This window comes from Paracoccus sp. SY (assembly GCF_002901215.1).
GTDB lineage: Bacteria > Pseudomonadota > Alphaproteobacteria > Rhodobacterales > Rhodobacteraceae > Paracoccus > Paracoccus acridae.
Map to the genome: position 1 here is coordinate 41,115 of NZ_NWMQ01000002.1, position 24,428 is coordinate 65,542.

At 66.9% G+C, this 24,428-nt stretch carries 21 protein-coding genes; 13 read left to right on the forward strand and 8 right to left on the reverse strand.

The genetic code is table 11. The annotated features are described in order from the left end of the window. The first annotated feature begins 4 nt into the window (after positions 1 to 4). The 3 genes from CK944_RS02010 to CK944_RS02020 are packed head-to-tail and all read left to right on the forward strand — an operon-like array spanning position 5 to position 1,957. The gene (locus CK944_RS02010; protein ID WP_103171370.1) at positions 5 to 319 is read left to right on the forward strand and encodes a hypothetical protein; all 315 of its coding nucleotides are present in this window, start codon (positions 5 to 7) and stop codon (positions 317 to 319) included. Positions 320 to 322: 3 nt separating this feature from the next. Then, the gene (locus CK944_RS02015; RefSeq protein WP_103171371.1) at positions 323 to 1,165 is read left to right on the forward strand and encodes a hypothetical protein; all 843 of its coding nucleotides are present in this window, start codon (positions 323 to 325) and stop codon (positions 1,163 to 1,165) included. A gap of 12 nt (positions 1,166 to 1,177) precedes the next feature. Then, positions 1,178 to 1,957, forward strand: a complete 780-nt coding sequence (locus CK944_RS02020; protein WP_103171372.1) for a succinate dehydrogenase iron-sulfur subunit — start codon at positions 1,178 to 1,180, stop codon at positions 1,955 to 1,957. A 114-nt stretch (positions 1,958 to 2,071) separates the two neighbouring features. Here CK944_RS02020 and glyS read toward each other — a convergent pair whose 3' ends face one another. Genes glyS through CK944_RS02035 form a run of 3 tightly spaced genes read right to left on the reverse strand, consistent with a single transcriptional unit; the run spans position 2,072 to position 5,702 of the window. Further along, positions 2,072 to 4,324 carry a glycine--tRNA ligase subunit beta gene (glyS, locus tag CK944_RS02025; RefSeq protein WP_103171373.1) on the reverse strand — a complete coding sequence of 751 codons (2,253 nt, stop codon included), beginning with the start codon at positions 4,322 to 4,324 and terminating at the stop codon, positions 2,072 to 2,074. Next, entirely contained in the window at positions 4,324 to 4,788 is a 465-nt protein-coding gene (locus tag CK944_RS02030) for a DUF6446 family protein (protein ID WP_103171374.1), read from the reverse strand. The genes glyS and CK944_RS02030 overlap by 1 nt, the downstream gene beginning before the upstream one ends. Then, positions 4,785 to 5,702, reverse strand: a complete 918-nt coding sequence (locus CK944_RS02035) for a glycine--tRNA ligase subunit alpha (RefSeq protein ID WP_103171375.1) — start codon at positions 5,700 to 5,702, stop codon at positions 4,785 to 4,787. The genes CK944_RS02030 and CK944_RS02035 overlap by 4 nt, the downstream gene beginning before the upstream one ends. Before the next feature lie 106 nt (positions 5,703 to 5,808). Here CK944_RS02035 and CK944_RS02040 point away from each other — a divergent pair, with 106 nt between their 5' ends. Further along, positions 5,809 to 7,125, forward strand: a complete 1,317-nt coding sequence (locus tag CK944_RS02040) for a peptidoglycan-binding domain-containing protein (RefSeq protein WP_229665155.1) — start codon at positions 5,809 to 5,811, stop codon at positions 7,123 to 7,125. Here the strand turns inward: CK944_RS02040 and CK944_RS02045 are convergent. From CK944_RS02045 to CK944_RS02065, 5 genes are all read right to left on the reverse strand, one after another. Beyond that, positions 7,122 to 8,573 (reverse strand): TrkH family potassium uptake protein, encoded by a 1,452-nt coding sequence (locus CK944_RS02045; RefSeq protein ID WP_103171376.1) that lies wholly within the window; start codon positions 8,571 to 8,573, stop codon positions 7,122 to 7,124. The genes CK944_RS02040 and CK944_RS02045 overlap by 4 nt on opposite strands. 31 nt (positions 8,574 to 8,604) lie before the next feature. After that, positions 8,605 to 10,092: an MFS transporter gene (locus CK944_RS02050; protein WP_103171377.1), complete on the reverse strand. Its 1,488-nt coding sequence runs from the start codon at positions 10,090 to 10,092 to the stop codon at positions 8,605 to 8,607. Positions 10,093 to 10,277: 185 nt separating this feature from the next. Then, positions 10,278 to 10,727, reverse strand: a complete 450-nt coding sequence (gene ccmE, locus CK944_RS02055) for a cytochrome c maturation protein CcmE (RefSeq protein WP_103171683.1) — start codon at positions 10,725 to 10,727, stop codon at positions 10,278 to 10,280. 19 nt (positions 10,728 to 10,746) lie between these two features. After that, entirely contained in the window at positions 10,747 to 11,559 is an 813-nt protein-coding gene (locus CK944_RS02060; protein ID WP_103171378.1) for a glutamate racemase, read from the reverse strand. 92 nt (positions 11,560 to 11,651) lie between these two features. After that, a complete protein-coding gene (locus CK944_RS02065) occupies positions 11,652 to 15,041 on the reverse strand; it encodes an indolepyruvate ferredoxin oxidoreductase family protein (protein WP_103171379.1) in 3,390 nt (1,129 codons plus the stop codon). Between the two features lie 149 nt (positions 15,042 to 15,190). Here CK944_RS02065 and CK944_RS02070 point away from each other — a divergent pair, with 149 nt between their 5' ends. From CK944_RS02070 to CK944_RS02110, 9 genes are all read left to right on the forward strand, one after another. After that, positions 15,191 to 16,114, forward strand: a complete 924-nt coding sequence (locus tag CK944_RS02070) for a LysR family transcriptional regulator (protein WP_103171380.1) — start codon at positions 15,191 to 15,193, stop codon at positions 16,112 to 16,114. A gap of 302 nt (positions 16,115 to 16,416) precedes the next feature. Then, complete coding sequence (purL, locus tag CK944_RS02075; RefSeq protein WP_103171381.1) at positions 16,417 to 18,597, forward strand: phosphoribosylformylglycinamidine synthase subunit PurL; 2,181 nt, start codon at positions 16,417 to 16,419, stop codon at positions 18,595 to 18,597. Next, positions 18,594 to 19,739, forward strand: coding sequence for a bifunctional 2-C-methyl-D-erythritol 4-phosphate cytidylyltransferase/2-C-methyl-D-erythritol 2,4-cyclodiphosphate synthase (locus tag CK944_RS02080; RefSeq protein ID WP_103171382.1), 1,146 nt, complete (start codon positions 18,594 to 18,596; stop codon positions 19,737 to 19,739). Before purL ends, CK944_RS02080 begins: the two co-directional genes overlap by 4 nt. Before the next feature lie 4 nt (positions 19,740 to 19,743). After that, on the forward strand, positions 19,744 to 20,241 hold the full coding sequence (locus tag CK944_RS02085) for a phosphatidylglycerophosphatase A (RefSeq protein WP_103171383.1): 498 nt from the start codon (positions 19,744 to 19,746) through the stop codon (positions 20,239 to 20,241). Next, on the forward strand, positions 20,238 to 20,708 hold the full coding sequence (locus CK944_RS02090) for a CinA family protein (protein WP_103171384.1): 471 nt from the start codon (positions 20,238 to 20,240) through the stop codon (positions 20,706 to 20,708). Before CK944_RS02085 ends, CK944_RS02090 begins: the two co-directional genes overlap by 4 nt. 77 nt (positions 20,709 to 20,785) lie before the next feature. Beyond that, on the forward strand, positions 20,786 to 21,397 hold the full coding sequence (locus tag CK944_RS02095; RefSeq protein ID WP_103171385.1) for a holin-associated N-acetylmuramidase: 612 nt from the start codon (positions 20,786 to 20,788) through the stop codon (positions 21,395 to 21,397). Next, a complete protein-coding gene (locus CK944_RS02100; RefSeq protein WP_103171386.1) occupies positions 21,388 to 21,909 on the forward strand; it encodes a holin family protein in 522 nt (173 codons plus the stop codon). Before CK944_RS02095 ends, CK944_RS02100 begins: the two co-directional genes overlap by 10 nt. Before the next feature lie 102 nt (positions 21,910 to 22,011). Next, positions 22,012 to 23,973, forward strand: coding sequence for a heme lyase CcmF/NrfE family subunit (locus CK944_RS02105; protein ID WP_103171387.1), 1,962 nt, complete (start codon positions 22,012 to 22,014; stop codon positions 23,971 to 23,973). Beyond that, entirely contained in the window at positions 23,970 to 24,425 is a 456-nt protein-coding gene (locus CK944_RS02110) for a cytochrome c-type biogenesis protein (RefSeq protein WP_103171388.1), read from the forward strand. The genes CK944_RS02105 and CK944_RS02110 overlap by 4 nt, the downstream gene beginning before the upstream one ends. Positions 24,426 to 24,428: the final 3 nt, after the last annotated feature.

The window sequence follows — 24,428 nt, forward strand, 5'->3', positions numbered from 1 at the left end:
TGTGATGCGCGCGCGGGCGGGACATATGGCCTTGGCGCTGATCGGGATGCTGGCCGCCTGCGGCCCCGTCCCGGTCCAGCAGGCCGAGGTGACCTGCCTGCGCGACGCCGAACTGGCCGTCCGCCCGCAGACCAATGTGGCGGTCGGCATCGGCACCGGATCGTCCGGCACGCGCGGCTTCGGCAGCGTGTCGGTCGATCTGTCGGGCGACTACCTGATGGGCCGCGACCCGTCGCAGGTCTATGACCGCTGCGTGCAGCGCCGTTCGGGCCAGCCGCCGCGCCGGCCGCTGATCGACCAGCCGGGCTGGACGGGCTGAGCCATGGCGGGGCAGGCAGGGACAGGGCAGGGGGCGCGGCGCCTGATCGTTCATCTGGGCGTCCAGAAGACCGGCAGCACCTCGATCCAGCGGCACCTGCGCCGCAATGCCGACACGCTGGCGCATCACCTTGTGGTCCGCACGCCCGAGGAAGGATCGCCCATGCGCCCGCTGGGCCGCGCGGCGATTGCCTTCAGCCTGGCGCCTTCGGATGTCCGTGCGCAGGCGCTGAGGCTTGCCTTTCGCGACGTGCTGGACACCCTGCCGGCAAGCGATGTTCCGGTTCTGGTCAGCCACGAGAACCTGGCGGGCGCCATGCCCGGCAATGGCGGCGAGACGGGGCTGTTCCCGCACCTGCCCGGGATCGCCGGCCTTCTGGCAGAAGAAGCGCGGGAATTCGCGACCGATTTCGTGATCTATACGCGCAACCAGAAAAGCTGGCGTCCCTCGGTCTGGGCGCAGGCGGTGCGGACCGACGGTTATACCCGCAGCCTGGTTGAATTCGAGGCCGAGACTGCCGATCTTCCCCGGTGGGGCGACCTGATCCGCCGCATGACGGCCGAACTGGGCGGACGCGTGACCCGCTTCCGGCTTGAGGACGAGGGCGATCCCCTGCGCCCCGGCCGCCAGCTTCTGCGTCATGCCGGGCTGGATGACGCCCTGATCGACGCGCTTCAGCCCCTGGACGGAGAGGCGAACAGCCGCCTGAACGACGGCGCGACCGAATTCCTGCGCAGGCTGAACGGCCTGTCGCTGAACCCCCACGCGCATGGCCGGATCGTCGATCTGGTCGCGCGCGCCGAACATCTTTTCGCGGCGGACGTGACGTCGCAAGGCACTTCCTGAGAGGAGCACCCCATGGTCCAGTTCACCCTGCCCAAGAACAGCCAGATCCGGGTCGGCAAGACCTGGCCCGCGCCTGCGGGCGCCACCAATGTCCGCAAGTTCAAGATCTATCGCTGGGATCCCGACACGGGCGAAAACCCGCGGCTGGACACCTATTTCGTCGATCTGGACAAGTGCGGGCCGATGATCCTGGACGCGCTGATCAAGATCAAGAACGAGATCGACCCGACCCTGTCCTTCCGCCGGTCCTGCCGCGAAGGGATCTGCGGGTCCTGCGCGATGAACATCGACGGCGGCAACCACCTGGCCTGCATCTATGGCATCGACGAGGTGAAGGGCGACGTGTCCATCTATCCGCTGCCGCATATGCCGGTGGTCAAGGACTTGGTGCCAGATCTGACGCATTTCTATGCCCAGCTTGCATCCGTGAACCCTTACCTGATCACCAAGTCGCCCACGCCCGGAAAGGAATGGAAGCAGTCCATCGAGGACCGCAAGAAGCTGGACGGGCTTTATGAATGCATCCTTTGTGCCTCCTGCTCGACCTCTTGCCCCAGCTACTGGTGGAACGGCGACCGTTATCTTGGCCCGGCCGCGCTGCTGAACGCCTATCGCTGGATCATCGACAGCCGCGACGAGGCCACGGGCGAGCGGCTGGACGAGCTGGAGGATCCCTTCAAGCTGTATCGCTGCCACACGATCATGAACTGCACCAACACCTGTCCCAAGGGGTTGAACCCCGCCAAGGCGATTGCCTCGATCAAGCACATGATGGTCGATCGGATGGTGTGATCCGCGTCCCGCAGTGGCCGGGGGCCAGCCCCCGGACCCCCGGGGTATTTGGGCAACGAAGAAGGGCCGGAGCAGTGATGCTTCGGCCCTTTTGGTTTTAGCATATTGGAAGGGTCAGCCTTCGACCTTGGTGAAATCCGCGATCTGCTGGCCTGCGGCGCGGATGCGGTGCAGCAGGTTCAGGCGGTTGCGGCGGACGATCTGGTTGTCGGTATTGACCTGCACCGCCTCGAAGAAGGCGTCGATGGGGGCGCGAAGGCCTGCGATGGCGGTCATGGCGGCGGGGAAATCCTCGGCCTTGATCGCGGCTCTGATGGCCGGTTCGGCGGTATCGAGGGCGGCGAACAGGGCGCGTTCCTCGTCGGTTTCGGCGAACTTCACGTCGGCGCCAAAGCTGTATTCGACGCCGTCCTTTTCCTCGGCCTGGGCCAGGATATTGCCCGCGCGCTTGAGGCCCTGGGTCAGGTTCCGGCCGTCATCCGTCTGCAGCATGGCGTTCAGGGCGGTGGCGCGGTTCACCACCAGCACGAGGTCGTCGTTGCCGGGTTGCGCCAGCACGGCGTCGATGATGTCGTGGCGGATGCCTTGGTCGCGGAGATAGACCTTGAGGCGGTCGTGGAGGAAGGAGAGGAGGTCGGCAGCTTTCGAATCCAGTCCGACAGCAATATTTTCTGCCGTGGCTTCGGGATCGAAGTTTTCTCCGAACGTATGCGCATCGAACAGACTTAAGAGAAGCTTCTGTTCTGCTTCTGTTAGATTACTATCCCTTGAGGCGTTGCGTGTTGTATTGAGCGTCTGTGCAAATTGATCAAGCATCGATTCTTTCACGGCCGCTGCCAGGTTTCTGATCAATGGAAGTTTCGATGTGGTCTCTAACCTCATACGGACGTCACTTCCGAGAATGAGCCGAATGACCCCCAGCGCGGCCCGCCGTAGCGCAAAGGGATCCTTCGATCCCGTAGGCTTCTCATCAATCGCCCAGAACCCGGTCAGCGTGTCGATCTTGTCCGCGAGTGCCACCGCCACCGACACAGGCGTGGTTGGCACCGCATCCGACGGCCCGAGCGGCGAGTAGTGGTCGCGGGCGGCATCTGCCACGGCCTCATCCTCGCCAGCCGCAAGCGCGTAGTAGCGACCCATCGTGCCTTGCAGTTCGGGGAATTCACCGACCATGGCGCTGCGCAAGTCCAGCTTGGCCAGCTTTGCGGCCCGTTCGGCCTGGTCGGCATCGGCGCCGACCAAGGGCGCGATCTCTCGGGCAAGGGCGGCGATGCGTTCGATGCGATCCGCCTGCGAGCCCAGCTTGTTGTGGAAGGTAACGGATTTCAGCCCCTCGGCCCAGGCCTGCATCCCGGCCTTCGCCTCGCGCAGGTCGTTCTGCCAGAAGAACGCCGCGTCCGACAGACGCGCGGCCAGCACCCGCTGGTTGCCGGCCAGGATCGTCGCGCCGTCGTCGGGGGTCTCGATATTGGCGACGGTGACGAAGCCCTCGATCCGGCCGGTCCTGGGGTTGCGGGCCGAGAAGAACTTCTGGTGTTCCTTCATCGAGGTCTGCAGCACCTCGGGCGGCAGGTCCAGGAAGCGTTCCTCGATCACGCCCATCAGGGGGACGGGCCATTCGACAAGGCCCGCGACTTCGGCCAGCAGGGCGTCGTCGGGCACGATCTGCCAGCCGCGCGCGAAGGCGAGGTTCTCGGCCCCTTGGCGGATCGTTTCCTCGCGCTCGGCGCTGTCCAGGATCACATGGGCGCGGCGGAGTTTCGCGGCATAGTCGTCGAAGCCTGAAACGGTGAAGGCGTCGGGGGACAGAAAGCGGTGGCCGCGCGTGCTGTTGCCGGCGGCGATGCCTTCGACCGTCAGCGGGACCACGGTGGCGCCGGCCTCGTCCGAGAGCAGGCAGATGATCGAATGCAGCGGGCGCACCCAGCGCAGCGAACCCGCGCCCCAGCGCATCGACTTGGGCCAGGGGAAGTTGCGGATGGCGGCGTCCAGAACCTCGGCCACGATCTCGGATGCGGGGCGACCGGGCTTTTCGACCGTGGCGAACCAGACCTGGCCCTTCTTGTCGTCGCGCGCCGTCAACTGGTCGCGGGTCAGGCCGGCCGAGCGCAGGAAGCCCTCCAGCGCGGCTTCGGGGGCATCCAGGCGGGGGCCCTTGCGTTCCTCGCGCGTGGTGGGGCTGTGGGCGGTCAGCCCTTCCACCGCAAGCGTCAGGCGGCGGGGCGTGGAAAAGGCCCCGGCGCTGGCATAGGTCAGCCCGGCTTCGACCAGTCCGTCCGTGACCAGCTTGCGCAGATCCTTGCGCGCGCGGGCCTGCATCCGGGCGGGAATTTCCTCGGAGAACAGTTCGATCAACAGGTCGGGCATCAGTCCATCACTCCGCGTTCCGGGGTCTTGTCGTTGTATTGGTGCCAGCCATAGACGCGGCCGTCGGGATAGATCGCCAGCACGCGGTCCACGTCCGGGCGGATCTCGGCCTGGCCCAGGACGGCCTGGGCTGCGCCGGAGGCGAGGTCGGCGGTCAGTTGCCCGTGGTCGAAGCAGTCGAACCAGCCGGGGGCGCCCAGCGGCGTCGCGCCGCCGAAAGGGACGGGATCGGCGGGCTGCTGGTCCAGCACCGCGCAGGCCCGCCAGCGAAGGGGCGAGCTGTCTGCGTCGATGCCCTGGAAGTCGCGGACGGGCAGGGTGACGGGGCCGCCGGCGGTCTGCACGGCGAGCGTGTCGGCAGGCGGGATGCGGTCGTAGAAATGGTATTCCTGCAGATACCACATGCCCCCGCCCGCGATCACGCCGATGGCCAGCAGCCCTATGCCGACGATCTTGCCGTTCATGCTTGCGCGGCCTCGGTCGTGACGAACAGGTCGGCGCAGGCCTTCGCAAGCGCGCGGACCCGGCCGATATAGGCCTGCCGTTCCGTGACCGAGATCACGCCGCGCGCGTCCAGCAGGTTGAAGATGTGGCTGGCCTTGATCGCCTGGTCATAGGCCGGGTGCGCCATGGGAATGGTGCGGCCCGCCGCGTCCACCGGATCGGCGGCAAGGATGCGGGCGCATTCGGCCTCGGCGTCCTTGAAGTGCTGGAACAGCGTGTCGGTATCGGCCACGTCGAAGTTCCAGCGGGAATATTCGCGTTCGGTCTGGCGGAAGACATCGCCATAGGTCAGCGGGATCGGCGCGTCGGGGTCGTTGAAGGGCATGTCCATGACATGTTCCACCCCCAGCACATACATCGCCAGCCGTTCCAGGCCATAGGTCAGCTCGCCCGACACCGGGCGGCAGTCATGGCCGCCGACCTGCTGGAAATAGGTGAACTGGCTGACCTCCATCCCGTCGCACCAGACCTCCCATCCCAGGCCCCAGGCGCCCAAGGTCGGGGATTCCCAGTCGTCTTCCACGAAGCGTACGTCGTGGACCAGCGGGTCCAGGCCGATGGCGCGCAGGCTGCCCAGATACAGATCCTGCAGGTTCGCGGGGCTTGGCTTGATGATGACCTGATACTGGTAATAATGCTGCAGGCGGTTGGGGTTTTCGCCATAGCGCCCGTCGGTCGGGCGGCGCGAGGGCTGGACATAGGCCGCGGCCCAGGACCGCCCGCCCAGGGCGCGCAGCGTGGTGGCGGGGTGGAAGGTGCCCGCGCCGACTTCCATGTCATAGGGCTGCAGGACGGCGCAGCCTTGGGCGGCCCAGTAATTCTGCAACCGCAGGATGATGTCCTGGAAGCTGCGGGGTCGGTTGGGGCTGGTCATCGGGGCCGTCCTTTGCATAGATCAGCACATGCTTGCGCGCCTTCTAGGCGGGGCGGGGAACAGGGTCAATAAAGGCCGCAAGAACGGCCAGCGAAGGGGAACGGGGATGCGGCGCTTGGCTTTCTTGGTGATGGCGGCGGGATTGCCGATGGCGGCCTGGGCGCAGGACGCCGTGATCCGCATCGAGGCCAAGCGCGGCGACGACGTGGCCGAAGCCGCCGCCCGCTGGGCCAGCCAACTGGGCGAGGTGGTGACCTTTCCCCTGCCGCGCGGCTGGACGGCCATCGCCATCGGTCCCCTGACGCCCGAGGAAGCGGGCGAACGGATCGGGGCGCTGAAGGAGGCGCGCCAGATCCCGCAGGACAGCTTCGTCACCGTGCCGGGCCCGGATGTGGTTCTGACGCCGGTGGGTGCGGCGCCTGCGGTTGCGGAACCTGTGACCGAGGAACCTGCCGCGCCGCAGCCGGACCTGCCCGCGCCGGGAACCTATATCCGCCTGCAATCGGTGCAGGACCGTGCCGAAGCCGATGCCGCGCTTGCGGAATGGCGCAAGACCTTCCCCGAGGCGGGGATGACGGAATTGCCGAACGGCCGGTTCGGGGTGGTGCTGGGTCCGATGGACCGGGCGACGGCGGATGCCTGGCTGGATGTCTTCGAGGATGGCGACGTGGTGCCGGACGATGCCGTGGTGTCGGATGCGTCCGAACTGGGCGCGGTGATCGAGGCGGGGGAAACCCCCGACCTGCCCCCGCCGCCTGCCACCGCCGCCGAGATGCCGCCCATGGACCAGGTTCAGCGCGCGCTTCGCTGGGCGGGCGTGTATGATGGGGAAATCGACGGCAAGACCGGTCCGCGCACCCGCGACGCCATCCAGGCCGAGATCCTGGCCGAGCGCCTGTCCACCGATCCCGGCACGGCCATGGCCGAACTGATCGCCCGGCGCGAGGCCTGGCGGGCCGAAGTCGGGCTGACAACGCTGGAAGACAAGGCCACGGGGCTGTCGGTCATGGCGCCGATGGACCGGCTGGAATTCGACCGGGCGGAACGGGCGCTGTCGATCTATGGCCCCAAGGACGGGTCGGGCGCGGCGCTGATCCTGTTCAGCCAGCCCGGCGGTCAGCAGGAGTTGCTGGACATGTCGGGCCTCGTCACCGCGCTTGGCTGGGTGCCGCAGCCGGTGCGCGACATCAAGCCGGGCCGTGTCCTGCTGGAAGGCGCAAACGACGCCCATATCGGCCGCGCCGAAGGCTGGGTCCGCGACGGCCGGGCCGAGGGCTTCGTGCTGATCTGGCCTGCGTCCGACGCGCAGGGCCAGGCGCGGATCGCGGCAGAAATGTCGGACAGCTTCGCGCGCAGGGGTCCGGCGGCGAATGACGCGCCCCAGCCTGCCCAGTCTGCCACGCCCGCCTTGGGAAATCCCTAACCCCGCCAGAAGCGCGGCAGCAGCAGGACCAGCACCGATACCAGTTCCAGGCGGCCCAGATACATTCCCAGCGTCATCAGCCATTTGGCCGCGTCCGGAAATTCGGCGACCGATCCGTTGGCGGTGATCTCGGGTCCCCAGACGGGGCCGATATTGGCGATGGCGGTCCAGGCGCCGGTCAGGGCGGTGCGGGGATGCAGCCCGGCCAGCGACAGGCCCACGATCAGCAGCCCGAAGGTCAGCATGAACAGCGTGAAGAAGGCCATGACGGAATCGATCACGTCCTGGTCCAGGGGGCGGCCTTCATAGCGCAGGGCATAGACGCGGTGGGGCGAATGCATCCGGCGCAACTGCGCGCGCACCGCCTGGAACAGCACTAGGTATCGGAACACCTTGACCGAACAGGCGGTCGATCCCGTGCAGCCGCCGATCAGCCCGCAGATGATCAGGATCGCCAGCGGCAGGTGGCCCCAGGTCATCACGTCGGTCGAAAAGAACCCGGTGCCGGAAAAGGTGGACACGGTGTTGAACACGGTTTCCCGCGTGATGTCGATGATGTTGCCCTGATGCTGCAGGAAGATCACGCGATAGGCGATGATGATCGCGCAGGCATAGACGATCCAGCGAAGATAGGCGCGGATCTGCAGATCCTGCCAGAAGGGCGTCAGGTCCCCGCGCATCCCCTGCACCAGCCGGATGAAGGGGATCGAGGCCAGGATCATGAAGAAGGACGCCGCCCATTCCAGCGGTCCCAGGAAGGCCCCGAAGCTGGCGTCATAGTTCGAGAAGCCGCCGGTCGAGACCGTGCCGAAAGCCTGCACGATGGCATCGAAGCCGTTCATGCCCAGCAGCAGATAGGTGACGGTGCAGAACGCCGTCAGCATGATGTAGATGCGCGTCATCTCGGCCGCGATCTCTCCGGCGCGGGGCATGATCTTGCCCAGGGTGTCGAAGCCCTCGGACCGGAAGAACTGCATGCCGCCCACCTTCATGATCGGCAGGAAGACCATGGCGACGACGACGATACCGAGGCCGCCGATCCAGTGCAGGATGGCCCGCCACAGATGCGTGCCGCGCGGCAGGCCGTCCAGTTCAGGGAATGCCGTGGTGCCGGTGGTGGTGACGCCCGACATCGCCTCGAAATAGGCATCGACGAAGGGGGCGCCGGGCTGGCCCAGCATGAAGGGCAGGGCGCCGAAGACCGGCAGCACCGCCCACAGGCCCGAGGTCAGCAGAAAGGCCTGCTGGATCGACAGGCTTCTGTATTCGCCCCAGGTCGCGACCGAGACCAGCGTGCCCGCGACGGCCGTCAATGCCGCGCATTGCAGGAAGACCACCCAGTGCGGGTCGCCGTGCCACCAGTCCACCAGCATGGGCGCCAGCATCGAAACCCCCAGGGTCACGATGATCTTGCCGATCGGATGGGCCACGGGGCGAAGGTCGATCATGGCGACTGCTTGCCCCGCGCCCGTCAGGCCGTCAAGCGCCCTGCTGGACCCCGCGTGCGGCGCGGTTGATCCGGCCGATCCACCATGCCGCCGCCAGCAGCACCAGCCCCGCCGCCAGCGCCACCATGCCCGTGGCATGGTCGAAGGCCGCGTTGGCCGTGGCGATCAGGCGGTCCGCCTGCGGCGCGGGCAGGGTCGCGGCCAGGGCCAGGGCGCCGTCCAGCGAATCCGTGGCCTCGCGTCCTGATCCCCCGGCACCCGCGAAGCTGGCGCTGTAGATGCCCGCAAGCAGGCTGCCCAGGATCGCGATGCCAAGCGCGCCGCCCAGTTCATAGGACACCTCCTCGACCGAGGCCGCCATGCCCGCGCGGTCCGCGGGCGCGTTCAGCATGATGGCCGAGGAGGCGGCGGTCATGGCCGCGCCGATGCCTGCCCCCATGACCGCGAAGCTGCCAAGCGCCAAGGCCGGATGGCCGAAGCCCATGCCATAGGCCAGGATGCCCGCCCCGCTGGCCGCCAGCGACCAGGCCAGCAGGCGCCCCGCGTCCATGCGGGCCATCATCAGGCCCGCGACCGGTCCGGCCACGAAGGCCGCCAACGGGATGGGCAGGCTGAACAGCCCTGCTTCCAGGGGCGACAGGCCCTGGACCAGTTGCAGGCGCTGCGTGATGGCAAGCTGCACCCCCAGCAGCGCGGCGGCGGAGACGACGGCGCCGATGACCCCGCCCGCGAAACGGGGATCGCGGAACAGCGCCAGGTCGATCATCGGGCTGGCGCTGCGGCGCAGGCGGCGCAGGAACAGCGCAAGGGCGGCAAGGCCCACCAGGGCGGACAGGACCAGCACCGTCGCGGAAGGCGCAGGCTTGGCGATTTCCTTGATGGCCAGCGTGATGCCGATCAGGCCCACCAGGATCAGCACCGATCCCGCAGGGTCGAAGGGATGATGCCCGTGGGCCTTGCCCCTGGGCACGAAGGCGATGGTCAGGACCAGTGCCGCCAGCACGACCGGCAGGTTGATCAGGAACACGGCGCCCCAGTGGAAATGCTGAAGCAGCGCCCCGCCGATCACCGGCCCCAGCGCCGCCCCGCCCGAGGCGACGGCGGCCCAGATGCCGATGGCCAAGGCCCGGTCATCGGGATCCTCGAAGGTTTGGCGGATGATCGACAGCGTGGCGGGCATCATCGCCGCCGCGCCCAGGGCAAGGCCCGCCCGCGCCGCGATCAGCATGACCGGCGACGGCGCAAAGCCCGCAGCCAGCGAGGCCAGCCCGAAGATGACCAGCCCGATGGCGAACATCCGCCGGTGACCGTAACGGTCCCCCAACGCCCCCGCGCCGGGCAGCAGCCCGGCCACGACCAGCGAATAGGCATTGACGATCCACAGCTTTTCCGTGGCCGAGGCACCCAGATCCCGCGTCAGCGTCGGCAGCGCGGTGTAAAGCACCGTCATGTCGATGACGATCAGGAACAGCGCGCTTGAAACGATCGCCAGCACGAGCCAGGGGGAACGGGCGGTCATGATTCACCTGAAATGAAGGCGATGCCGGAACGGGTCGATGCGTGACTTTAGCTATAATGGAGAAGGAGCAAAATGGCCGAGATCGCGGGGCTGCGGAACGAACAGGCAGCCATTTCCGGCGCGACCCGCGCAGGTGGCCTCTGAAAGCCACCGCTTGGGTCTTGCCTGGGTCGGCCCCTGCCAAATCAGCTGTTCGGATCCTGGTAAACGCCGGTTTCCTTCAGCGTGTCCATGACCTCGCGCGGCATGTAGGTCTCGTCATGCTTGGCCAGAAGGTCGCGCGCCTCGAAGCGGCCGTCGCGGTAATAGCCCTTGGCGATGGTGCCCTGGCCTTCGGTGAACAGGTCCGGGCGCGGGTCGCGGCCGACATAGCTGACGGGGATTTCCGCCGCGCCATCGGTGATGACGAAGTCGAATTCGACGCCGTGGCGGTCCACGATGGACCCGTCCTTCACCAGCCCGCCCAACTGGAAATATTCGTCGGGATCGGGCGCGGCCTCGGTCACCTGCGTGGGCGAGCGATACAGGTTGATGCCGTCGCGAAAGCCGTAGCCGATCAGCCCCACCGCGATCAGCAAGGCAACGGCGGCCGCGACGATCACCTGGATGCGGCGGCGTTTCTTCAGGGATTTCATGCCAGCCATGGTATCACCCTCATGCTGCCTCGAAATGGATGGGGCGGCGCAGGAACTGGGTGGCCTTGCTGGACACCCGGACCGGATCGCCCGTCGTCAGGTTCTTGGATTCGGTGCCCGAACCCAGGAATTCCGGCCTGCGCTGCAGATAGTCGGCCAGGCTTTCCGCGACCAGTCCCGCCTGGCTGAAAACCTTGACATCGGGACCAAGCGCCTTCTGGAAGGCCGCTTCGACCAGGGGATAATGCGTGCAGCCCAGCACCGCGGCCTCGGGGTGGGGCATCCGGCGCAGCAGCGCCTCGACATGGGATGCCACAAGCGCCTCGGCCAGGATCTCGTCGCCCATCTCGATGGCATCGACCACGCCGCCGCAGGGCTGGGCCTCGACATCGACGCCCACGGCGCGGAAGGCCAGTTCCCGCTGGAAGGCGCGGCTGGCGACGGTCGCCGGGGTGGCGAACAGCGCCACATGCTTGACCGCGACCTCGCGGGGCGGCGAATTGTCGCCCCAACGGCGTTCGGTCAGCGCCTCGATCATCGGGACGAAGACGCCCAGGACGCGCTTGTCGGCGGGCAGCCAGGTTTCCTGCATCCGCTTCAGCGCGGCGGCGCTGGCGGTGTTGCAGGCCAGGATCACCAGATCGCAGCCTTCCTGCCACAGCCGTTCGACGCCCGCGCAGGTCAGGTTGAAGATATCCTCGGCATCGCGCACGCCATAGGGCGTATGCTTGTTGTCGCCCAGATAGACCAGCGGCAGGTCGGGCAGGCGCGCGGCGATGGCCTGATGGACCGTCAGCCCGCCCAGTCCCGAATCGAAAACGCCTACCGCCATCCGTGCCACCCTTGTTCTGTCGCGAGGTGCCTTTTTAGGGCGCATCGCGGTTCTTGGAAATGACTTAGATCAGGTGACCCCCCGAAAGGTGGTCATTCGGCGGCCTGCTGCAGGGGTGCCTGGCCGCTGCGGAGCTGCGCCAGCAGTTCCGTCCGGCGCAGGGCCGCGGCTTGTTCGGCCTTTTCCTTCACCGGGCCGAAGCCGCGCACCGTCAGCGGCAGTTCCGCCAGTTCGATGGCAACGGGCATGGTGGCATCGGTGACATTCGCCAGGACTTCGCGCATGTCCGCCTCGTATTCGCGGATGGCAGCCCGTTCCCTGCGGCGTTCGGCGGCATAGCCGAAGGGGTCGAAGGGCGTGCCGCGCAGGAACTTCAGCCTTGCCAGCAGCTTGAAGCCGCGCAGCATCCCTTCGCCGTATTCGCGTTTCCTCGGGCGGCCTTCGGCATTCTTGCCGCCCAGGATCGGCGGGGCGAGGTGCAGCTTCAGCTTCGTGTCGCCATCCCACTGTTCCGCAATCTGCTGCGCCGTGGTCAGGTGCAGCCGCGCGACCTCGTATTCGTCCTTGTAGGCCAGCAGCTTGTAATACCCGCGCGCGACGCTTTCGCGCAGGGGTGCGGGGGCGGCATCGACCAGCTTGCGGAAACGCTTTGCCAGCCGCTTGTTCTGGTAACCGATCAGCCGCGCCTCGCGATAGGCCACCGGATCGGGGGGCAGTTGCGTGACCGGGGCGGGCTTGCGGGTCTGTTCGGGGAAGGCCATGGCCCAGCGGCCGATCTGGAAGGCCCGCTGGTTTTCCGCGACCTTGGCGCCGTTCAGTTCGATCGCCTGCATGATCGCGTCCAGCGTCAGGGGGATCAGCCCCTGCTGCCAGGCCGCGCCCAGCACCAGCATGTTGGAATAGATCGAATCCCCCAGCATCCGCAGCGCCAGGTCGTTGGCGTCGAAGAAGGCCACCTTTTCGCGCAGCCGCGCCTGAAGCGAGACCTTGAGCTGGTCCGAGGGCACGCGGAAATCGCGCAGGCGGGTGAAGTCGCCGGTCACGATCTCGTGGTCGTTGACGACGGCGCCGGTGCGGCCCGTGGTCATCAGGCCGATGGTCTTGGCCCCGGCGGTCACGACCAGGTCGCCGCCGATGATGCAGTCTGCCTCGCCCACGGCGACGCGGATGGCGCTGATGTCCTCGGGGCGGTTCGCCAGGCGCAGGTGGATATGGACCGCGCCGCCCTTCTGGGCCAGGCCCGCCATCTCCATCATGCCGGCGCCCTTGCCGTCGATATGGGCGGCCTGGGCCAGCACCGCGCCCAGCGTCACGACCCCGGTGCCGCCGACGCCGGTGATGACAACGTTATGCGTGCCGGTGATCGCGGGAAGGGTGGGGCTTGGCAGGTCGGGGATCTCGAAGGCCTCGGCCTTGGGCTTCCTCAGCTTGCCGCCCTCGACCGTGACGAAGCTGGGGCAGAAGCCCTTGAGGCAGGAAAAGTCCTTGTTGCAGGACGACTGGTCGATCTGGCGCTTGCGGCCCAGTTCGGTGTCCAAGGGCACGATCGACACGCAGTTCGACTGGATGCCGCAATCGCCGCAACCCTCGCAGACCTCGGGGTTGATCCAGACGCGGCGGTCGGGATCGGGGAAGGTGCCCTTCTTGCGGCGGCGGCGTTTCTCGGCCGCGCAGGTCTGGATATAAAGGATCGCGCTGACGCCCTCGGTCCCGGCCAGTTCACGCTGCACGGCCATCAGTTCGGACCGTTCCTCGAAGCGCAGGCCCGTGGGGAACTGCTTGCGGTCGATGTCTTCCTTTTCGTCATAGACGACGACCAGGGGCTTGACGCCCATCGCCACCAGTTCCTCGGCGATCTGGGGGGCGGTCAGGCCGCCTTCGTTGGGCTGCCCGCCGGTCATGGCGACCGCGTCGTTGAACAGGATCTTGTAGGTGATCGTGGTCCCCGCCGCGATGGCCGCGCGGATCGCCAGCGACCCCGAATGGTTGTAGGTGCCGTCGCCCAGGTTCTGGAAGACGTGCTTGGTCTTGGAAAACGGCGCCTCGCCCACCCAGTTCACGCCCTCGCCGCCCATATGGGTGAAGCCGGTGGTTTCCCGGTCCATCCACTGCACCATGTAGTGACAGCCGATCCCGGCATAGGCGCGGCTGCCGTCCGGCACCCTGGTCGAGGTGTTGTGCGGGCAGCCCGAGCAGAACCAGGGCGTGCGCGTGGCGATTTCCGGGGCGTTGTCGGCGCGGCGCACCTCGGCCAGGCGGGTCAGGCCCGCCTTGATGTGGTCGGTGCCGCGACCTTCCTCAATCAGGATTTCGCCGATCTTCTGGGCGATCATCACCGGATCAAGGGCGTAGCGCGTGGGGAACAGTTCGGCCCCGGTGCGGTCGTGCTTCCAGCCATGGACGCGGCGGCCGTGGCGGTTGTCGAAGATCGCCTCCTTCAGCTGCACCTCGATCAGCTTGCGCTTTTCCTCGACGCAGACGATCAGTTCAAGGTTCTCGGACCATTCCTGGAAGGACTTCATGTCCAGGGGCCAGGTCTGCCCGACCTTGTAGGTGGACAGGCCCAGCCGTTCGGCCTCGGCCTCGTCGATGCCCAGAAGCGACAGCGCATGGACCAGATCCAGCCAGTTCTTGCCCGCCGCGACGAAGCCGATCTTGGCGCCGGGCTTGCCCCAGACCTTGTGGTCGATCTTGTTGGCGCGCGAAAACGCCTCGGCCGCCCAGCGTTTATAGTCGATCATCCGCGCCTCGGAGGCGACGGGCGTGTCGTGCAGGCGGATGTTCAGCCCACCTTCCGGCATCTGGAAGTCGGGCGTGACGAAGGACAGCCGGAACGGATCGCCATTGACGACCGAGGTCGCCTCGACCGTGTCCTTCATGGTCTTCAGCCCCGTCCAGACGCCCGCGAAACGCGACAAGGCAAAGGCGTAAAGGCCGTAATCCAGGATTTCCTGCACGCCCGCAGGCGACAGCACGGGGATATAGCGGTCGATCATCGCCCAATCCGACTGGTGCAGCACGGAACTGCTTTCGCCGGTATGGTCGTCGCCCATGGCCATGACCACGCCGCCGAATTTAGACGTGCCCGCCATGTTGGCATGGCGCATCACGTCGCCCGACCGGTCCACGCCCGGACCCTTGCCATACCACAGCGCGAAGACGCCGTCGTATTTGCCCTCGCCGCGCAACTCGGCCTGCTGGCTGCCCCAGATGGCGGTGGCGGCCAGATCCTCGTTCAGGCCCGGCTGGAACAGGATGTTCTGTTCCCCCAGCCGCTTGCCTTCGCGCATCATCTGCAGATCGACGCCCCCCAGCGGCGATCCGCGATAGCCGGTCACGAAGCCCGCCGTGTTCAACCCCGCCGCCTTGTCGCGCGCCGCCTGCATCAGCATCAGCCGCACCAAGGCCTGCGTGCCGTTCAACAGCACCTGGGGCTTGGTCAGGTCGAACCGGTCCGCTAGCGAAAATTCCTGCTTGCTCATTCTGTGGTCTCCTCCGCCTTGAGACATTATAGGTCAGCTTTGCTGACCGACGAAGGAAAAACTTCGTGTTTGCCTTTCGCTTGCCGAGATGGGGCATTCAGGTTAGGTCTGCAAAAATTGCATGGCAGCCACGGCAGGATTGTAACAGCATGGACTGGGACAAGCTTAGAATCTTTCACGCCGTTGCCGATGCCGGCAGCCTGACCCATGCCGGCGACACGTTGCACCTGTCGCAATCGGCGGTCAGCCGGCAGATTCGCGCCCTGGAAGAATCACTTGGGACCACCCTTTTCCACCGCCATGCGCGGGGGCTGATTCTGACCGAACAAGGGGAACTGCTGTTCGAGGCCACCTCCTCCATGGCGCGCAAGCTGGACACCGCATCGGCCCGCATCCGCGACAGCGAGGAGCATGTCTTCGGCGAATTGAAGGTGACGGCCACCGTGGGCTTCGGCACGCTGTGGCTGGCCCCCAAGCTGGTCAAGCTTTACGACAAGTATCCCGACCTCAAGATCGACCTCATGCTGGAGGAACGGGTCCTGGACCTGCCCATGCGCGAGGCCGACGTGGCGATCCGCATGAAGGAACCCAGCCAGTCCGACCTGATCCGGCGCCGCCTGCTGTCCGTGCGGATGCGGCTTTATGCGACGCAGGAATACCTGGACAAGGCGGGCGTGCCCGAAACCATGGCCGACCTGTCCCCCTATCGCCTGATCTGCCAGCGTCCCGACCAGCCCCAGGTGACGGCCGGCGCGCGCCTGGTGCAGGAAATCATGGCCCAGAACATCGGATCGACCCTGACGGTAAACAACTATTTCGGGGTGCTGCAGGCCGTGCTGGCGAACCTGGGCATCGGCGTGTTGCCCGATTATCTGACAGCCGATCACAAGCGCCTGGTCCGCGTCCTGCCCAACATCGAATCCGGCGAGGTGCCGGTCTTCCTGGCCTATCCCGAGGAATTGCGCCAAACCCGCCGGGTCGCCGTGTTCCGCGATTTCGTGCTGGAGGAAATCCAGGCATTCCGCCGCCGGCAAAGCGAAGCCCTGCTGTCAGAGGCCATAAGCAACGACTAAAGTCGCAGAAGCTGGGGCAAATCTGCAACTTTGGCGTGTAGCCATTCCGCAACTGCATGGCCGCTATGACCTTTGGATGGGGTCAATGGCCTTGAATCGTTAACAGCCTGCCCATAGATCAGGCGTCGAAGGCGATGATCAGCGTAATCGCTCATCACCTTCTACCTCCCTGTTGGACTTAGGCCGGGCCTTGTGCCCGGCTTTTTTTTGGCCCGCTTTCGACAGGGGTCGGCGCAGGCCTTCCCATGCGCGCCGTCTGTGCCTAAAAGGCGCCACATCCACCCCCGCAGGAAGGCACCACGATGCAGGAACCGACGATCACCCCCGACCTGATCGCCGCGCACGGGCTGAAGCCCGACGAATACGACCGCATCCTGGACATCATCGGACGCGAACCCACCTTCACCGAACTGGGCATCTTCAGCGCCATGTGGAACGAGCATTGTTCCTACAAGTCGTCGAAGAAATGGCTGCGCACGCTGCCCACGACCGGCCCCCAGGTGATCTGCGGTCCGGGCGAGAATGCGGGCGTGGTGGATATCGGCGACGGCCAGGCCGTGGTCTTCAAGATGGAAAGCCACAACCACCCCAGCTATATCGAGCCGCACCAGGGCGCCGCGACCGGCGTGGGCGGCATCCTGCGCGATGTCTTCACCATGGGGGCGCGCCCGATTGCCGCGATGGACGCGCTGTCCTTCGGCCGCCCGGAACATCCCAAGACCCCGCATCTGGTCAAGGGCGTGGTGGAAGGCATCGGCGCCTATGGCAATGCCTTCGGCGTCCCGAACGTGGGCGGAGAGGTCCGCTTCCACCGCAGCTATGACGGCAACTGCCTGGTCAACGCCTTTGCGGCGGGCCTGGCCGATGCGGACAGGATCTTCTATTCCGCCGCCTCGGGCATCGGGATGCCGGTTGTCTATCTGGGCGCCAAGACCGGCCGCGACGGGGTGGGCGGCGCGACCATGGCCAGCGCCGAGTTCGACGACAGCATCGAGGAAAAGCGTCCCACGGTCCAGGTGGGCGATCCCTTCACCGAAAAATGCCTGCTGGAAGCCTGCCTCGAGCTGATGCAGACGGATTCCGTCATTTCCATCCAGGACATGGGCGCGGCGGGGTTGACCTGTTCCGCCGTGGAAATGGGCGACAAGGGCGGGCTTGGCATCAAGCTGATCCTGGACAACGTGCCGCAGCGCGAAACCGGCATGACCGCATACGAGATGATGCTGTCGGAAAGCCAGGAACGGATGCTGATGGTCCTCAAGCCCGAGAAGGAAGCCGAGGCCCGCGCCATCTTCGAGAAATGGGATCTGGACTTCGCCATCGTGGGCGAGACGATCGCCGAGGACCGCTTCCTGATCATCCACGGCAATGAGGTCAAGGCCGACCTGCCGCTGTCGAAGCTGTCGTCCAGCGCGCCGGAATACGACCGCCCCTGGGTGGAAACCCCCGCCGCCGGTCCTGCGCCGGATCTGCCCGCGATCACGCCCATCAAGGCGCTGCGGGCGCTGATCGGATCGCCTTCCTATGCGCACAAGGCCTGGGTCTGGGAACAATACGACACTCAGGTGGGCGCCGACACGATCCGCCGCCCCGGCATGGGCGCGGGCGTGGTCCGCGTCCACGGCACCAACAAGGCGCTGGCCTTCACCAGCGACGTGACGCCCCGATACGTCAAGGCCAACCCCTATCAAGGCGGCAAGCAGGCCGTGGCCGAGGCCTATCGCAACCTCTCGGCCGTGGGCGCGCTGCCGCTGGCAACCACCGACAACCTGAACTTCGGCAACCCCGAAAAGCCCGAGATCATGGGCCAGTTCGTCGGCGCCATCAAGGGCATCGGAGAAGCCTGCAAGGCTCTGGACTTCCCCATCGTGTCGGGGAACGTGTCGCTGTATAACGAGACCGACGGCAAGGGCATCCTGCCCACCCCCACCATTGGCGGTGTGGGCCTGATCGACGACCTGTCGAACCTGATCGCGGGCCTGCCGAGCGAAGGCGACGTCGCCATCGTCATCGGCGAAACGCGCGGCCATCTGGGCCAGTCGGCGCTCGCCGCCGAGGCCTTCGGCATCGAGGAGGGCGACGCGCCTCATGTCGATCTGGAGGCCGAGCGCAAGCATGGCGAATTCCTGCGCGCCAACCGCACCCATCTGAAATCCGCCACCGACCTGTCGGACGGCGGCCTGGCCCTTGCCGCCTTCGAGATGGCCGAGGTCGCGGGCATCGGCATCCGCCTGGACAGCGGCGACATCGCGCAGCTGTTCGGCGAAGACCAGGCCCGCTATCTGGTCGCCTGCGACGCCGCCGGGGCCGAGGCGCTGTTGAAGGCGGCCGATGCCGCTGGCGTTCCCGCCGCACAGGTGGGCGTCTTCGGCGGCCTTGCCGTGCAGATGGGCGATGACGCGGGCGATCTGGCGGAGCTGTCGCAGCTTTACCGCACCGCCTTCGCCCAGGCGATCCGGGGCGACATGCCCGATCACGCATGACGGTCACGGCGCCTCCGGGCTATGCCGCCATCGTCACCGCTGCCGGTCGCGGCACCCGCGCGGGCGGGGGCGAGCCGAAACAATGGCGCGACCTGGCCGGGCGCAGCATCCTTGCGCGCTCGCTCGATGCCTTTGCGGGCTTTGACCGCGTGGTTCTGGTGGTCCATCTCGACGACATGGCCCGCGCGATCCGCGACTTTGCGGGCGGCGTGACCATCGTCACCGGCGGCGAGACGCGGGCGGCCAGCGTCATGGCCGGGCTGCAAGCGCTGGAAGGGCAGGCGACCCACGTCCTGATCCATGACGGCGCCCGCCCCCTGGTCGGCGATGCCGTCATCCAGGGCGTGATCGACGCGCTGCAAGGCGGCGCGCCCGCCGCGGCCCCGGCCTTGCTCGTCAGCGATGCCTTGTGGAAGGGTGCGGACGGGGCTGTCACCGCCACGACCCCGCGCGACGGGCTGTTCCGAGCGCAGACGCCGCAGGGCTTTGCCTTGGATCAAATATCCAATGCGCACCGCCTCCACCCCCACGACGCCGCCGACGATGTGGAACTGGCGCTCAAGGCCGGGATCCCGGTTGCGATCACGCCGGGGTCCGAGGACAATCTGAAGATCACCTTTCCCGCAGATTTCGCGCGGGCCGAACGGATACTGGGGACTGCGATGGATATTCGCCTTGGCAATGGCTATGACGTTCACGCCTTCGGGCCGGGCGACCATGTCTGGCTGTGCGGCGTGCAGATCGCGCATGAAGCCGGGCTGGTCGGCCATTCCGACGCGGATGTGGGAATGCACGCGCTGACAGACGCGATCTATGGCGCGCTGGCCGAAGGCGATATCGGCCGCCATTTTCCGCCCAGCGATCCGCAATGGAAGGGCGCCGACAGCGCGATCTTCCTGGCGCATGCGGCGGATCTGGCGCGCGAACGGGGCTTTACCTTCGGCAATGCCGACGTCACGCTCATCTGCGAGATGCCGAAGATCGGCCCGCACGCGCAGGCCATGCAGGCCCGCCTAGCCCAGATCATGGGCATTGACGCCAGCCGCATCAGCGTCAAGGCCACCACCTCGGAACGGCTGGGATTCACCGGGCGGCGCGAAGGCATCGCGGCCATCGCCACTGCCGTGCTGATCAAGGCGTGACGCGATGATCGCCATGATCACGACCTTCTTCGGCATCGGCAGGCTGCGCCCCGCGCCCGGCACCTGGGGGTCGGCGGCCGCCGTCCTGCTGGCGGTGCTGGTCTATGAGGCCGGGGGGGCGCTGCTGATCCCCCTTGGCGCGGTCCTGGCCGCACTGGTCGGGTTCTGGGCCGTGCCGCAGGCGCTGCGCATGACCAGCGACGAGGACCCGTCCGAAATCGTCATCGACGAGGTGGCGGGCCAGTGGCTGGCCATGTCCTTCACGGTAATTCCCTTGTCCCGGCACGGGATCTCGATCCTGGATGCCTGGCCTGCCTTTGTGGTGCCCTTCCTGCTGTTCCGCCTGTTCGACATCTGGAAGCCCTGGCTGGTGGGCCGCGCCGACCGGCGGGGCGGGGCCGTCGGCGTGATGATGGACGATCTGTGGGCCGGTCTGTTCGCGGGTCTGGGATCGGTCGCGCTTGCCGGTCTGTATCACGCCCTGCTGGAGCCGATGCTGTGAGCCTTGCCGCCGATATCCTGGACGCCGCCCGCGCGCGCGGCGTGATGATCGCCACCGCCGAAAGCTGCACCGGCGGCCTGATCGCAGGCGCCCTGACCGAGGTGCCGGGATCGTCCGACGCCGTGGACCGGGGCTTCGTCACCTATTCCAACGCCGCCAAGCAGCAGATGCTGGGCGTGCGCGCTGAAACGCTGGAAGCCCATGGCGCCGTCAGCGAACAGGTCGCGGCGGAAATGGCCGCTGGCGCGCTGCGCCTGTCCCTGGCGGGCATCGCTGTTTCCGTCACCGGCATCGCAGGCCCCGGTGGGTCCGAACACAAGCCCGAAGGCCGCGTCTGCTTCGGCATCGCGCAGCCTTTCGGCACCCGGACGGAAACGGTCGAGTTCGGGGCCATCGGCCGCAGCAATGTCCGCGCCGCGACCGTCGATCACGCCTTGCAGATGCTGATGGACGCCCTGCGCGACTAGCAACGCACGGACGGTTAACGGCCCGTTAACGCAGGCCCGCCACCCTTGCCGCCTGATGTTCAGGACGGGGGTGATCCATGCCAAGCGTTGAGGAAGTCGCCGCGCAGATCGTCGCGCGGGAAGGCGGTTACGTGAACGATCCCGACGATCCGGGCGGCGCCACCAACTATGGCGTCACGGTCGGGACCATGAAGTCCCTGGGCTTGGATCTGAACAAGGACGGGCGGGTCGATGCGACCGACGTCAAGGTGCTGACCCGCGCCCAGGCGCAGCAGATCTTCGTCGAACATTACTTCCGCCGCCCGCGACTGGCCGAACTGCCCCCTGCGGTGCAGTCCAGCGTCTTCGACATGTATGTGAACGCGGGCACCAATGCCGTGAAGATCCTGCAAAGGCTGGTCGCGCGCATGGGCTTTGCCGCGACGGCCGACGGCGTCATCGGCCCGCAAACCATCGCCGCGGCCCATGACGCCGCCGCCGCCGCGCCCGACCACTTCGCCGATGCCTATGGGATCGCGCGACGGAATTATTACTATTCGCTGGCCGATCAGCGCCCCGCCAGCCGCAAATATGCGCGCAGCAAGGCGGGCGGCAAGGGCGGCTGGATCACCCGGGCCGAGGAATTCATCAGCCCCCGCTATCACCTGACCGAGGCCGAGCATCGCGAAAGGACCGCCAAATGGGCATGATCGACCGCTTCATCGGCCTGGGCCAGGGCGTCACCGCCTTGGGGAGCGCCGCCACCGGCATGGCCGAGGTCTTCACCCAGAACGCCACCCGCAAGATGGAGCTTGAGGAGGAAGCCTATGCCCGCGCGATCAACCAGCTGGGACAGGAATTCCAGACCGTCCGCCCGGGATTTTTCGACAGTTTCGTCAACGGTTTGAACCGCCTTCCCCGACCGCTTCTGGCCTTGGGGACCATGGCCCTGTTCGTCTATGCCATGATCGAGCCCGAGGGGTTCGGCCTGCGCATGATGGGCCTGCAACAGGTGCCCGAACCCTTGTGGTGGCTGCTGGGGGCCATCGTGGGCTTCTATTTCGGCGCGCGAGAGGCGCATCATTTCCGCCATCGCGTCTGGCCCGCCCAAGAGGTCAAGACCAGCGTGACGACCACCCAGCAGGTCACGGCGGTCAAGCCCAACGACGACTTTGCCGACAATGCCGCGCTGCGCGACTGGGTGGCCGGCCTGCGCGAATAGGCCGCAGCCCGGCGCACGCAAAACTGACCAAGGCGACCAAGGGGGGACTTTTCCCCCCTTTTGCATGGCTCTATGCTGGGCGGACACGGAAGGATCGCCGCCATGACAGCTGAATTCGGCCATTTCGCCCTGATCCTCGCCTTTGCGGTGTCGCTGTATCAGACGGTCGTGCCGCTGGTCGGCGCCTCGAAAGGGTGGGGGGGCTGGATGGACAGCGCCCGCCCCGCCGCCGTGGCGCAGTTCCTGCTGGTCGGGCTGTCCTTCGCGGCGCTGACGGTGGCCTTTGTCACCTCGGACTTCTCGGTGAAGCTGGTGTACGAGAATTCGCATACCGCCAAGCCGATGATCTACAAGATCAGCGGCGTCTGGGGGAACCACGAAGGGTCGATGCTGCTGTGGGTGCTGATCCTGGCACTGTTCGGGGCGGCGGCTGCGGTCTTCGGCGACAACCTGCCCCCGGCCTTGCGGGCGCGGGTGCTGGCGGTGCAGGCGGCGATCGGCGCGGCCTTCTATGCCTTCATCATCTTCACCTCGAACCCGTTTTTGCGTCTGGCCAGCCCGCCCTTCGACGGGCGCGACCTGAACCCGCTGCTGCAGGATCCGGGCCTGGCCTTCCACCCCCCGTTCCTTTACCTGGGCTATGTCGGCCTTTCGATGGCCTTCAGCTTCGCCGTCGCCGCCCTGATTGAGGGGCGGGTGGACGCCGCCTGGGCGCGCTGGGTGCGGCCCTGGACGCTGGCCGCCTGGATGTTCCTGACCATCGGCATCGCGCTGGGATCCTGGTGGGCCTATTACGAGCTTGGCTGGGGCGGCTTCTGGTTCTGGGATCCGGTCGAAAACGCCAGCTTCATGCCCTGGCTGCTGGCCGCCGCCCTGCTGCATTCCGCCATTGTCGTCGAAAAGCGCGAGGCGCTGAAAAGCTGGACGATCCTTCTGGCGATCATGGCCTTCGGATTTTCCATGATCGGCACGTTCATCGTGCGTTCGGGCGTCATCACTTCGGTCCACAGCTTCGCAAGCGACCCGGCGCGGGGGGTGTTCATCCTGGGGATCCTGGTGTTCTTCACCGGGGGCGCGCTGACGCTTTATGCCGCGCGGGCGGGGCAGATGACCGCCAAGGGGATCTTCGCGCCGGTGTCGCGCGAAGGCGCCCTGGTCCTGAACAACGTCCTGCTGGCGGTGTCGGCCTTCGTGGTCTTCATCGGCACCATGTGGCCCCTGATCGCCGAGATGCTGTGGGACCGCAAGCTGTCGGTCGGGGCGCCCTTCTTCAACCAGGCCTTCACGCCCTTCATGGTGGTGCTGGCGATGGTGCTGCCCCTGGGGTCGATCCTGCCCTGGAAACGCGCGACGCTCGGCCGGATCATGCGCCCGCTGTGGCCGGCGCTCGCGCTGACCGGGGCGGTGATGGCCCTGATCTTTGCCGTCTCGACCGGACGGTCGGCGATTGCGGTGATCGGGGCGGGGCTTGGCGCCTGGATCGTCTTCGGCGCGGTTGCCGAACTGGTCCACCGCACCGGCCAGTCGGGCCTGTCGCGCCTGGCCCGCCTGCCGCGCGCCGACTGGGGCAAGGCCATCGCCCATGGCGGTCTGGGCGTCACCTTCATCGGTGTCGCCCTTTTGACCGCCTGGCAGGTCGAGGATATCCGCGTCGCGCAGATCGGCCAGCCGTTCCGGGTCGCCGATTACGACATCACCCTTGCCAGCGTCGATGAGGTCGAGGGGCCGAACTACGTCTCGACCACGGCCACCATGGAGGTCGCGCGGGATGGACGCCCGGTGGCGGTGCTGCATCCTGAAAAGCGGGTCTATCCCGTCCAGGCCATGCCCACGACCGAGGCCGCGATCGACAACGGCATCTTCCGCGACATCTATCTGGTGATCGGGGATGCCCAGGCGGACGGGGGCTGGGCCGTGCGCACCTATATCAAGCCCTTCGCCAACTGGATCTGGGCGGGATCCCTGCTGATGGCGCTTGGCGGGATCGTCAGTCTGTCCGACCGTCGCTATCGCGTGGCCGCAGGCGCCCGGCGCACGCCCGCCAGAACGGTGGCCGCGGAATGAGACGGCTTGCCCTGGCACTCGCCCTGCTGCTGCCCATGGCGGCCTTCGCGGTGCAGCCCGACGAGGTGCTGCCCGATCCCGCGGCCGAGGCACGGGCGCGCGAGATTTCCCAAAAACTGCGCTGCCCGGTCTGCCAGGGCGAGAATATCGACGAATCGAACGCCCCGATCAGCCGCGATCTGCGGCTGTATGTGCGCGAACGGATCATCGCCGGCGACAGCAATGACGAGGTGATCGACGCCGTCGTGGACCGCTTCGGCGAATTCGTGCTGTTCGAACCCCGCGCCCGGGGCGGCAACCTGGTCCTGTGGCTGGCCGGGCCGGTCATGGCGCTGCTGGCCCTGCTGGGGGCCTGGCGCTTCCTGCGGTCCCGCGCGACGGCCCGCCCCGAGGAAACCACGGCGCTGAGCCAGGCCGAGCGTGACCGGCTGGACCAGATCATGCGCGACTGACGC